Here is a 12845-nt window from a genome sequence, read left to right as displayed (position 1 = left end):
ATGTTTGATTATATTTTAGATTTAGAATTTGGAGAAATATATGTTTGATTATATTAAAGAGATAATTTTAAGATCTGTGGAGTTACTTAACGGAGCCTCAACATGGCTTGTAATTAGTTTATTCATAGCAGGTCTAATGAGAAATATAATTTCACCAGTAAGACTGCAAAAGTCACTGGGAAATAAAAAGATATCCTCAATATTTAAAATAACTGGATATTCATTGCTACTTCCAGTATGTAGCTGTGGTTCTGTTCCCATAGGAATAAGTCTTTACTATTCGGGAGCGTACGCTGGACCAACTTTAGCATTTTTAGCTTCGTCACCGGTGTTAAACCCTGCGGCATTAATACTTAGCTTTGGACTACTGGGAAAGCAACTAGCTCTAATCAATATTTTTGCAGGAATTACATTACCTATAATAATTGGAATTATAGGCAATTTAGTTGCAGGTAAAGAGCTTAGAAATGAAATGGTTGCAGAAGAGATAAGCCATATAGATTTAGAAGAAGAAAAGAAAAAAAGCATTAAGACAAAAATATCAGAAGGAATGGAATGGGTAAGAAACGACTTTGCCATAACACTTAGTAAGTATGTTGTATATGGAATGTTGTTTGGAGGTTTTGTATTAACAATTTTCCCAGAGTCATTTATACAAAAATATCTAGGTGACCCGGGACTGTTATCGCTTTGGAATGTTGCAGTACTTGCGTCCTTAATGTATGTGTGTGCAGTTGGTCATATACCTTTAATTGCAGCACTAATTGCATCTGGAGCATCTCCCGGGGCGGCAATAACATTCCTAATGGCAGGAGCAGCAACAAATATTCCCGAAATAATAAGTATTGGTAAAATGATTGGAAAGAGAACGGCAACGATTTATACTGTGGTTATTTCTGCATACGCTATGTTTATCGGATTTATGACTAATAAGTTATTAATGCCGGGTTTTCAAAGGCAGATGAAATATGATGAAGTTACAAATGCTATAAACTACGCGAACAAGATGATGTTATCATTCCCGGAATGGTTTAAGTATGTTTGTTCGGCCATTGTTTTTTATTTTTTCTTAAAATCTGCATTCTTTAAATTAAGAAATTACTATTATAGGAAAAAGGAAAATTAAAATGGAGTCAAAAAAAAACAAAAGCATAATTTTAATAAAGGTTTCAATTATAATTCTTGCTTTGCTTTTAGGTTATTTTGGATACAGGAACAATATAAAATATAAAAAGGTTGACTTTGGAGTTGAAAAAGATCATTACTTGTTGCAGGCGTTTTATGATAAATTTCCAGGAAAAGAAGTTGTAAAATGTAAGCTTGGAGATGTATCAGGCAACGGCAAAGATGACCTAATTATTATTTTCAGAAAGACTAAAGAGCTAAATCATTTAGTAGTAGCTATAAATTCAGGAAAAGAAATCTATTTTTCAGAAGAAAGTAAAGCACCTTATGAAAATCAAAAAATTGAAATTAAAGACATAGATAATAGTCCGCCAAATGAATTTGTTGTAAGTGGTTCAAAAAGAGGACAATATGGTTATGGTGTCTTTAGAATTGAAGGTAAACATCTTCACAATTTATTTTCAGAAGGCATGGGCATATGCTGATAGTTTTTTTTTTACTTGGGTCAAGTAAGGAGATATTATGAAAGTTAAAGAGGTATGCGAATTAACGGAACTTAGTGACTCTGCAATAAGATATTATGAAAAACAGGGGTTACTAATGGATGTTAAAAGATTGGATAATGGTTATAGAGATTACGATGAGTCCCATGTGGAAAATTTAAATTTTATAAAAAAAGCAAGAAATTTAGGTTTTAGTCTGGATGAAATAAAAGATATTATTATGCTTAAGAGAAGTGGGAATTCAACTTGTAGCTATGTAACTAGCCATATGCGAAGAAAGATTGAGGATATTGATAAAGAGATAAATAGATTAAAGCAAGAAAAGAAACTTTTAATAGAGCATCTTTTAGAAGGAGATACAGTAAGTTGTTGTAAAGGACATTTTTGTCATTATATTGAAGGATTAGATGAATAAATCTTGACATTTAAGGTTAGTTAAAGGTTTATAATAAAAATATAGATATATCAAATAAAAGGAGGATTTAAAATGAAAAGAAAGATTTTATCTATTTTACTTATTTCATCTATGCTATTTCCATTTACAGCATGTAAAGGTGGTTCAGGTGGAAATGTTGAAAAAGTAGCTTATGATGCAAAGGCTGTAGCGGCAAAGTATAACTTGCCAGAAATCCCTGAGGCCGACAAGAATTTAAAGGTTCAAATGGGATACAATGACTGTGACCACATGGTAGGAGCTATCATCGGGGAAAAAGCGGGAATTTATAAAGCTTTAGGATTAAATGTTACAGTTACAAAGACAAATAATACAAACATAGCACAGGCCATGACAACAGGCAAAATGCATGTTGGATACATGGGTATTGAAGGTGCACTAAATGCAAGATCTGAAGGAGCTCCAATAATTATGGCTGCTGCTAATCACCTTGGAGGATCTAGTTACTTAGTTGTTGCAAATGATATTAAAGATCCTAAGGATTTAGTTGGTAAAAAGTTAGCTATAACTGCAAATCCCGAAAACAATCCTCAATGGATTAAATGGGCAACAAAGCTTGGCTTACCAATTGAAAAGGATAATTATGAAATCATCAAGATGTCACAAAAAGATTGCCCAATGGCACTTAAATCCGGAAAAATTTCAGCTTTCTCATGTTGTGACCCATTTGCATCACAATGTGAATATCAAGGACTTGGAAAAGTTGTTGCTGTTGGTTGGGGCGGACTAATTGATGAAGCTAAGAAAGAACATGATCATAAACATGGTTGGGGAATGTGCTGTATATATGCAATGAATGAAAACTTCAAAAAGGAACATCCAGAAGTTGCACAAAGACTTCTAGTAGCACATGCAATGTCACTTAAATACTTATACGACCATCCATATAACGCTGCAATGATGTTTGCCGATGGATTTGGTACAGCTCCTGAAGTTGGTCTTATGACAATCTATATGAAGACTATTGCAGAAGGTAGAACACTTACTTGGGAATTTAATCAAGAAAATATTGATAACTTTGTAAAAGAATACGATGAATACAAGATTGATAAAAAGTTTAGACCAAGAACTGATAAACTAAATGAATTTGTAAATCTTAACTTTGTTAAAGAATCAGGAATAGAATCCTTCAGTGATTTTACAAAAGAAGATAAAATCGATGAAAAATTCCCTATAGGTATTAGTTTTAAAGATTGGTTAAAGAAAGCTAAGGAAATTGATGGAATTGACAATAAAGTTGGAAACGACATTAAAATTCCAGAAATTTATAAGAAACAAAAATAATAAGTCGGAGGAAACTCCGATTTTTTATTTTATATATATATTTGATATCATATTAACATAAGCAATAAGGTTCCCGGTATGCACTCGTGTTGAACAGTTTGGCGGGTAAGACGAGAAGTATTGAAAATAGGACTATCTAAAAAATACTAACGCAAGCACAAGTATAAAATAGACTAAAATGAATTATCAGCCTATTTATGATATAATAAATACAGTTTTATGGTTATTGTATAAAAGTGTATTTATTTCATCATATTTACCATTTAAAGATTATCTAAATTGGAAATATGATATAATATATCTTAACAATAAAACGAATAAGGGGTAATAATATGGCAATTTCTTATAAACCATTATGGCACTTATTGGTAGAAAGAGAAATGAACAAAGAAGACTTAAAAAGAGCTGCAAACATAACAAGCAACATAGTTTCAAGAATGAGCAAAAACTCTTATGTGAACTTAGAATCATTAGAAAAAATTTGTCTGGCATTGGATTGCAGAATTGAAGATGTTGTTGAAATTCATAGAAATGAGGTGGAATAAAATTGGGAAATCTATCACAAAAAAGAAGAGATGAAATGCTTGAATACCTAAATCATCTTAAAGAAATTCATACAGATGATGAAAGTAGGATTGCACTTGGCAAGATTGAAACAGCCCTGACTGAGAAAAAATATGGATTAGTATGGGAAGAACACGAAGAAGAAGTAGACAAACAACTCGTTCATAACATACCAGTTTTTAGAGAGATAGAAGATAAAAAGATAGTATGGGATAACACCAAAGATTTTAATTTTCTTTTAGAGGGGGATAATCTACATTCCCTTAAATTACTAGAAAAGACTCACAAGGGGAAAATCGATGTTATCTACATTGATCCACCTTATAATACTGGAAATAAAGATTTTATATATGATGATAATTATATTGGGTCTGACGATGGATACAGACACTCTAAGTGGCTTTCATTTATGGCTGAGAGATTGAAAATTGCTAAGGAATTGTTATCTGATGAGGGAGTTATTTTTATTTCCATCGATGATAATGAGTATGCACAATTAAAACTTTTATGTGATGGTATATTTGGAGAGAGTAATTTCCTCGGGACATATATAAAACAATCAAAAGTTGGTGGTGGTAATGATAGCAAATTTATGGTTAAAGAACATGAATATTGTTTATGTTACACAAAAAATATAAACTCAACAAAACCAATGTATATAAAACATAGTGATGAGTACTTAAAAAGATACAAAGAAGAAGATTCTAATGGAAGATTTTTTTGGGACACTTTTGCAAGACCAGGATTAAAGAATCCAATAATTTATGATATTATCGCACCTGATGGAACTGTTATAAATAATGGTTGGATTAGATCAAAAGAAAGATTTGAAAGGGAATATTCAGAAGGAAAGATTAAAATTGTAAAGAAAAAAGATGGCAAATGGAGTGTTCAATTTAAACAATATTTAAATAAAAGCGGAAAAACTCCTAGAAGTATGACAATGGATTTTGGAGGAACAACAGAGGGCGATAAGGAATTAAAAAATATATTTGGGAAAAAAGTATTTAATTATCCCAAATCAATCAAATATTTAACAACTCTGATATCAACAATAGATAACAAAAACGCTACAATTTTAGACTATTTCGCTGGAAGTGGAACAACGGGACATGCAGTTATGGAATTAAATAAAGAAGATGGTGGAAATAGGAAATATATTCTTTGTACTAACAATGAAAATAATATTTGTGAAGAAATCACTTACCAAAGAATGAAGAATATCCAAAAAGAACTTCCTCATAATCTTAAATACTATAAAACAGAATTTATCCCAAAACTTTCAGAAGATGAGGAGATTTTATCCTCCAAACTTCTTGATTATATCAAAGAAATGGTCGAGCTTGAAAATATGTGTGAGATTGACGGGGATAGTAGAAGAATCATTTTATCTGATGAAGATTTAAAGATAGCACTTTCTGAAATGAAAGAAGGTGGTGTTTTATATATTCCATCATTCATATTACTAACTAAAGAAATCAATGATAGTATCGAGGAAAGAAAACTTGAAGCTGTAACAATCCCGGATTATTATTTCACGGAAGAATTAAGAGAGGTGAACGAATTATGATGTTAGATTTATTTGATTTTCAAACAGATGCCAAAAACTATCTTTTGGATAAAACGACAGATCCAAATGCAAAAAGAAAAATTATTGTAAAAAGTCCGACGGGTTCCGGCAAAACAATAATTCTACTTTCTTATATCTATGATTATCTTCTATGGCAGGACCCTAACAAGATATTTATCTGGCTTACTCCGGGCAAGGGAGATTTAGAGGAGCAGTCCAAGGAGAAAATGGACGAATATATTCATCATGCAAAATCTGCTAATATACATGATGCCTTACTTCAAGGTTTCAAGGGTGGTTATACCTATTTCATAAACTGGGAAATGATAACCAATAAAAAGAATAATGCACTTAAAGATAGTGAAAAGAAAAATCTTTTTGAAAGAATTGCTGAAGCACATAGAGAACAACTTTCTTTTATCACAATTATTGATGAGGAGCATTTGAATAACACTTCAAAGGCAGATGATATATTGTTTGCCCTTAATTCTGATAGAGAAATACGAGTATCAGCAACAACTGTCAAAAACCCTATGGCAGAATTTTATGAAATACCGGAAGAAGAGGTAATAAATTCAGGTCTTATAACAAAGGCACTTTACATCAACCCCGGTCTTGAAGCAGAAGAGATGGACGACCTTGAAAGCGAAACTATTTATCTAATACAAAAAGCAGATGAAAAGAGAAAAGAAATCAAAGCCGAGTATGAGAAAATAGGAGAAAGGATCAATCCTTTAGTAATTATACAATTTCCAGATATGAGTGAGTCCTTAGTTACTTTTGTAGAAGAACATCTAACAAACATGGGTTACACCTATAAAAATAAAATGCTTGCTAAGTGGTTAAGTGAGGAGAAGATAAATACACTTGATGTTACAGAGGAAAATTCTAAGTCAAATTTTTTAATTATGAAACAAGCTATATCGACTGGTTGGGATTGTCCGAGAGCAAAGATACTTGTAAAACTTCGTGAAAACATGACAGAAACCTTTGAAACTCAAACAATAGGACGCATAAGGAGAATGCCAAGAGCAAGACACTATGACAACGACCTATTAGATTTTTGCTTCCTCTATACATTCGATGAAAAGTACAAAGAGTCTGTTATACAGGGTGGAAATACCTATGAAGTTAAGAGGTTATTTTTAAAAGACAAGTGTAAAAATTTTGAACTTGTAAAAGAATATAGAAATAAAGACTATCAGTTTGTAGATGAAGTAGTAGTTAGGGATAGAGCTTATGATTATTTTAAAGATAAATATAAACTAACTAATATAAAAAAGGACAACGAAAAATTATTAGAGTCTTATGGTTTTATAATGGGAACAAAAGTTATATCTACCTTTAGGACTGGTAAGTTTATAAAACTTAAAGATATTGTTGATGAAAAACAAGGTGAAAATAGGGAGATAGCCTATGAGGTATCAACTCACGATCATGGAATTGATTGTTTGCACGCGGTTGATATGATAAAAAAAGTTACGGGCGTTCCATCTAAAAGGATGAGGGTAATTCTTCAACATCTTTTCCATAAAAATATACCATCAAACAAGAAGCTGTTAAATCTTTCTAATCGTGAGTGGTACGCTTTTATGATAAATAATGCTTATAAACTCAGAGATGACTTTTTAGATTTAGCTGCAATTTCTAATGGAAGACAAATGCAATTCTTGGATAAGAAAACTGAAAAATGGAAATTGCCATTAGAAGATTTTTATAAGTATCTTCCGTATGAAACAGAAGTAGTCGAGTATAAGAAAAATGCTTATAAAGAATACAACACATCTATGACAACATCTCAGTTTAGATCAACTTCAGAACAACTCTTAGAAAACTATCTTGAAAGTAGAGATGATGTAGATTGGTACTATAAAAATGGAGATAAAGGACAGCAATACTTATCGGTTGTTTATGGCAATAATCTAAGCAAAGAATATCTTTTTTATCCAGACTATATAATTAAAAAGAAAAATGGAGAAGTATGGATAATTGAAACTAAAGGTGGAGAAAGAAAAGCTGTAAGTAAAAATAGAGACAAGCAAATCGAAAATAAATTTTATGCTTTTAAGGAGTATTCAAGCAGATATAAAATAAATTGGGGTTTTGTTAGAGATAAAGATACAAGACTTTATATTAATAACACAACCTACACAGGAGATATGAATAATGAAAATTGGAAAAGACTAGAAGATTTATTTTAAGGAGATTTTAGCTGAAAGAAAATTTTAATAATGAAACTTTGAAAGAGATAGCAGAAAATGTTATCTCTTTTTTAATACAAGAAAGGTGTTTTATATGAAAAATTAGATCAACTAAGACAAGGGTCAAAAGAAATAAAAGATAAAATTGACGATACAGAAGAAAGATTAGGCAACTAAAAAATCAAGAAAAGAAGATATTAAAACAAGACATAATAAAAAGCCGAAAGTGAAGATCTTTTTGAAAAACCTAAAGATGATTATACAAAATATCTTATGGATTCTACACTTGTGTAAAAGAAATGTTTAGGCATTTCTTTTTTTGCTTACAAATTTTTTGTTTGTAGGGTTTCTGGAGATGTGAATAATAGATATAGATATTGAAAAATCAATATTTATATCTATTTTTTTTATAAAATAAATGCTTTAAAACTCGCTAGAGCAATGTAAACTATAAAAGTAATAGACATAAGTATTGAATCAATATTTATGTTTGTTACTTGAAAAGTTCATATTATTTTTTATACTAAAAAATAAAAAAATCAAGTATAAAAATATTGTGGGGTAAGAACATTTAGAGATACTTCAGTCTGGCTGGTAACGGGGACTGCTCGGGAAGAACTTCGGAGAGCTGAAATGCTATGTAAATTTTATTTTTTAATAAAATTTGATTACCAACAATTTAATAAAAAAAAGAAAAATTAAAAAGATTATAATTTAAAATTAATATATAAAAACAAAGGAGTAGATATTACATATATTTGCTCCTTTTTGTTTTTTAAAGGAGAATTTATGGATAAAAATTTAAAAAATTTTATAAAGAAAAATAAATCAGGAGTTATAAGGGTAAATTCTTTTGAATTTGATGATTTCTTTTCTGCTATTTTTGAAATTTGCGAAAATGAAAAAGATATTATTTTTTTAGAAAGAGAATTAAAGAAAATAATATCAGAAAGTGCTGGAGAGAAAAAAACACTTTTAACTGAAGCAAAAAATATTAGAAATGAATATTAATTTTTTTCTTTTTAATCAATAAAAAGGAGTTTAGAAAATGAAAGTTATAGATTTTAAAGACTTAGAGTATAAAGATTTACAAAATGATTTAATAAAATATGTATATATTGAAAGACTGGAATTAGGTCAAGAATTATTAAATATTAGAAGTTCATCAAAATATGTAAGTGAGCTTAGATTTGTAGTTCCTGATTTTGATTATGATGTTGGTGATTATTTTGTTGCAAAGTTTGAAAATGAAGAAGAAATGAATAATGCTGTTCTCGGATTATTAAATAATAGAGAATATAATGATTGTAATTGTATTAAATTATGTAATGCAAATACTAATTTAACTGAAGAAGAATTTAATAATTTAAAAGAAATAGAAGATAATGGAACAGTATTTGAATATGATGACTATTATTTAGAACATTATGAAAATTTTAAAGAAGAAATATTTAAAAAATATTTTAAAAGAGATTTAGATGATATTTTAGAAAATTTAAGAGATTCTTTAAAAATAAATTACTTAGATGAATTAGATAACTATAAAGAAGATTTTGAAGATGTAAAAAGTCAACTATCTAATGTAACTTTATACAATGATAGAAAAGAATATCAGGTTGATAGAATAGATTTTTCAGAATATATAAAAAATAATGATTGTATAAAAGAAATAGAAAAAACTTTTAATTTTCAAAAAATAAGAGAAATGAATGTTGATGAATTTTCATCACTAAATGAAGTTTCAGCAGAAACTGGAGATTTTGAGGGAACAGATATTTTTTATACAAGTAAAGAAGATAATATACAAGTCTTTATTCACTTATATGAAGAAGATAATATACAAGTCTTTATTCACTTATATGAAGAAGATAATAGAACTATTGAAGAAATTTGTGAAGATAAAGAACTTATGCAAGAGTTAAAAGACCTTACAATAGAAGCATATAAGGAAGAATTAGACTTAAAAATAGAAGAATTAGAGCTAGATGAAGAAATGGAAATGTAACAAAATTCTATTTCTTTTTTTATTAAATAAAAAATAAAAGGAGAAGAATGTTGATTTTAGAAAATGTAAATTCAAATAAGAGTTCTTTAAAATCTTTAAGAGATTTTAGAAATTTAAAAGATTTTAAAAGAGAAAATTCTTATTACAGAATACCACAGATATTTTTCAACAAAGAAAAATATAAATTAACAATAGGAGCAAAGCTCTTATATGCTGTTTTAAGAGATAGAATTAATCTATCTATGAAAAACAAATGGACTGATGAAAAAGGAAATGTATATTGTGTTTTTTCTGATGAAAACTTGTCAAAATTATTACAAGTTACAAAGAGAACAATACAAAATTGGAAATATGAATTGGTAAATAATAACTTGTTATTTATAGAAAAACAAAGGGATTTTACTTTAGCTCCAAGACTATTTTTATTAAGAGTAACAAAAGATAAAAATAATAAAATGTTTAGATTAGATAGTGTAGATGAAAGTTTTAAATATTATAGAATAGCTAAAAAATTATTTGTAGATAATGCTTTTAAAGTTCTTAACTTTAAAGAAAAGGTGTTTTTTCAAGTTGTAGAAAATAAATTTTTGCAAAATAAAAAACACTCTGACACAGTGTTTTTTACAAATTCTGATTTAGTTAATGATTTAGGAATTTCTAAACCAACTATAATCAAATACAAAAATAAAATTGTTGATTTAGGACTACTTAACAAACAAGATAATAAACTTGTTGTAAAGAAAGTCTATTTAAAATCAATAAAATCAACTTATACCGATAGTATAAATGATTTTTACGATAAAGTCAACAGTTTAGGAGTAAAAAATAAAAAAAAAACTAAGTTTTTCTCCCTTTTGAATAGAGTTATTGAAAATAAATTAAAAAACTTAAATTCAAAAGATAAATTTAGATTTATTGAAAAAATAATTAATCTAAAGGGAAAAGATATAGTTGAATTGGTAAAAAAACTATGTAAAATTGATTTTTCTTCTGTAACTAATATAGTTGAATATATTTCTAAAATACTTTTAAATACAGCTAAAAATAGGCTGATTTTAAGTGATATAGATGTAGCTAATCAACTTTTTGAAAAAAGAGAAATTGAAGAAGAAAATCTTTTAATTCAAATAGAAAAACTAAGAGAAGAAAAATTAACTGAAGAAGAAAAAAATAAAATAAAAGATTTTATTTCAACAAAGAAACAATATAAGGTAGCCTTTGATGAAAGACTATTCCTTATAGCGACAAAATATGCTCATATTTTTAACAAAAAGAGCATTAGCTATATAATTGGTATAGTTAGAAATTGGTCTTTAGATAATATCAAAAAATTCACAGATTTAACTAAAGATAATTTCACTTTAGAATATCACAAATACTATCCGTCAAGACTTACAATCTTTAAAGATTGGTTGAAATTTAATTATCAAATATCTATCTAAAACTTATTCACAAAATGAGTTTTATTTTTTTATTCAAAGGTAAAAAAATTTCCTGATGTAGTAAATTTTTTTCTACCTAGAAAGAAATATATTAATAATTTTATATATAAAAGATATATAGTACATTCATATATATTATATATAAATACAAAATGATAAAAGATAAAATGTGTTTTGCTAACGCAAAACTTTTAAGATGAGAATAAAGATAATTTTTTGGAAAAGTAAAATCAAAATTTTAGAAAAAAATATCTTCAGAAAACTAAAATATCAAAAAAATTACACAAAAAATTCTCTTTTTTATTTAATATTTATTAAAAAAGAAAAACTTTGATATTTTATTAACAATACAAACAAAAGGAAATGGAGAAAGAATATGAAGAAAATAATAACGATAGGTAATCAAAAGGGTGGAGTTGCAAAGACAACAACTACAATGAATCTGGGGGTAGCACTAGAAAGATATAATAAAAAAGTTTTACTTATAGATTTTGACCCTCAAGCAAGTTTATCTGTTTATCTTAATCATAGTATAGATGACAAGTTTACTATTGATAGATTAATCGATGAATTTATAAATTCTGAAATTGAAGATATAGAAAAATATATAAAAATAAGTGAGAGTGATAATATTGACTACATACCAAGTAGAGCAAGATTATCAGCTTTAGAAAAAGAAATGGATACAAGATATTCAAGAGAATTTATACTTAAAGAAATTTTAGAAAATGAATTTTTTGATAAATATGATTATATCCTGATTGATACTTGCCCAAGTTTAAATATTCTTTTAACGAATGCTTTAACTTGTAGTACTGATGTAATAATCCCGGTACAATCACAATTTTTTACAATGGATAGTTTAAATTTAATGTTAGATACAATAACTAAAATAAAAAAATATGTAAATCCAAAACTTAACATTTTAGGGATTTTACCGACAATGGTTGATAATACTAATATGAGTAAAGAAGTAATAAGATATTTAAGTGAAAGTTATAAAAATAAGCTATTCAAAACACAAATAAATAGACTTATAGAAGCAAGTGAAAGTACAGCAATGAAAATATCACTTGTTCAAATGGATAAAAAGTTAGGTAAACAATATTTAGAACTTGCAAAAGAAATTTTAGAATTGCATTAGACAATTTGTCTAATAGAGAAAGGATATAAAAAATGAGTTATGAATTTTTTAGGGATTATATATATATCCACTTCTAGTAATGGCGATTGTAGAAATATTATTTATTTTTTTCTTAAAAAGAAAAAATAAATAAAGAAAGGTAACTTAAATTTATGTGTTTTATTATAATAGCAGAAATTGTATTTATTATATGTATTCTTGCTGAATTTGAAGTAAAAATAAAAAAATTAAATGAAGAAATTACCAATTTAAAAGAAAAAATTGAATTGATAGAAGAAAAAGTTGAAAATTAGAAAGGATATAAAAATGGGAAGTTTTAAAAATTTTGATTTTTCTTCATCTGTAAGAACAAAAAATAATTTTGATGTTTTGATAGATGAAAAATATAATGTTAATTATATTGATATTAAAGATATAAGATTAAGAGAAAATCAAGTCTTTGAATTACAATCTGAAGATTATATTAATTCTTTAGCAGAACCCATATTGTAAAATTAAGTTAGCCAGTAAGAATAGAAAAAAACATCTCAAAGAGGTATAATAGTAATTGACA

Annotated in this window: 13 protein-coding genes and 1 pseudogene; all 14 read left to right on the top strand. The window is 27.5% G+C overall.

From position 1 onward, the window contains the following. Positions 1-40: 40 nt before the first annotated feature. Positions 41-1126 carry an efflux transporter SaoE gene (gene saoE / locus IBJ83_RS05860; protein WP_201275740.1) on the top strand — a complete coding sequence of 362 codons (1086 nt, stop codon included), beginning with the start codon at positions 41-43 and terminating at the stop codon, positions 1124-1126. 1 nt (position 1127) lies between these two features. Further along, complete coding sequence (gene saoC / locus IBJ83_RS05855; protein ID WP_068474724.1) at positions 1128-1610, top strand: Cys-Cys-COOH (seleno)protein SaoC; 483 nt, start codon at positions 1128-1130, stop codon at positions 1608-1610. Between the two features lie 37 nt (positions 1611-1647). Beyond that, the gene (locus tag IBJ83_RS05850) at positions 1648-2043 is read left to right on the top strand and encodes a MerR family transcriptional regulator (RefSeq protein WP_068474727.1); all 396 of its coding nucleotides are present in this window, start codon (positions 1648-1650) and stop codon (positions 2041-2043) included. 72 nt (positions 2044-2115) lie between these two features. Further along, positions 2116-3366: an ABC transporter substrate-binding subunit SaoX gene (gene saoX / locus IBJ83_RS05845; protein WP_201275739.1), complete on the top strand. Its 1251-nt coding sequence runs from the start codon at positions 2116-2118 to the stop codon at positions 3364-3366. Between the two features lie 332 nt (positions 3367-3698). Beyond that, positions 3699-3911 (top strand): helix-turn-helix domain-containing protein, encoded by a 213-nt coding sequence (locus tag IBJ83_RS05840; RefSeq protein WP_201275738.1) that lies wholly within the window; start codon positions 3699-3701, stop codon positions 3909-3911. Positions 3912-3913: 2 nt separating this feature from the next. Beyond that, positions 3914-5500, top strand: a complete 1587-nt coding sequence (locus IBJ83_RS05835; protein ID WP_231698884.1) for a site-specific DNA-methyltransferase — start codon at positions 3914-3916, stop codon at positions 5498-5500. Next, positions 5497-7701: a DEAD/DEAH box helicase gene (locus IBJ83_RS05830; RefSeq protein ID WP_201275737.1), complete on the top strand. Its 2205-nt coding sequence runs from the start codon at positions 5497-5499 to the stop codon at positions 7699-7701. Before IBJ83_RS05835 ends, IBJ83_RS05830 begins: the two co-directional genes overlap by 4 nt. Before the next feature lie 132 nt (positions 7702-7833). Beyond that, positions 7834-7928, top strand: a pseudogene (locus IBJ83_RS08650) (DUF3847 domain-containing protein); the annotation flags it as partial. A 562-nt stretch (positions 7929-8490) separates the two neighbouring features. After that, complete coding sequence (locus IBJ83_RS05825) at positions 8491-8712, top strand: hypothetical protein (protein WP_201275736.1); 222 nt, start codon at positions 8491-8493, stop codon at positions 8710-8712. Between the two features lie 37 nt (positions 8713-8749). After that, positions 8750-9706: a hypothetical protein gene (locus IBJ83_RS05820; protein WP_201275735.1), complete on the top strand. Its 957-nt coding sequence runs from the start codon at positions 8750-8752 to the stop codon at positions 9704-9706. Between the two features lie 47 nt (positions 9707-9753). After that, positions 9754-11148, top strand: a complete 1395-nt coding sequence (locus IBJ83_RS05815; protein WP_201275734.1) for a DnaD domain protein — start codon at positions 9754-9756, stop codon at positions 11146-11148. A gap of 376 nt (positions 11149-11524) precedes the next feature. Continuing rightward, on the top strand, positions 11525-12292 hold the full coding sequence (locus tag IBJ83_RS05810; RefSeq protein ID WP_201275733.1) for a ParA family protein: 768 nt from the start codon (positions 11525-11527) through the stop codon (positions 12290-12292). Between the two features lie 152 nt (positions 12293-12444). After that, positions 12445-12585, top strand: a complete 141-nt coding sequence (locus IBJ83_RS05805; protein WP_201275732.1) for a hypothetical protein — start codon at positions 12445-12447, stop codon at positions 12583-12585. Next, positions 12575-12784 (top strand): hypothetical protein, encoded by a 210-nt coding sequence (locus IBJ83_RS05800; RefSeq protein ID WP_201275731.1) that lies wholly within the window; start codon positions 12575-12577, stop codon positions 12782-12784. Before IBJ83_RS05805 ends, IBJ83_RS05800 begins: the two co-directional genes overlap by 11 nt. Positions 12785-12845 lie beyond the last annotated feature (61 nt).

Source organism: Parvimonas parva, assembly GCF_016552165.1.
Classification (GTDB): domain Bacteria; phylum Bacillota; class Clostridia; order Tissierellales; family Peptoniphilaceae; genus Parvimonas; species Parvimonas parva.
The sequence above is the reverse complement of the archived record's forward strand: the minus strand, read 5'-3'. Positions and strand labels throughout refer to the sequence as shown.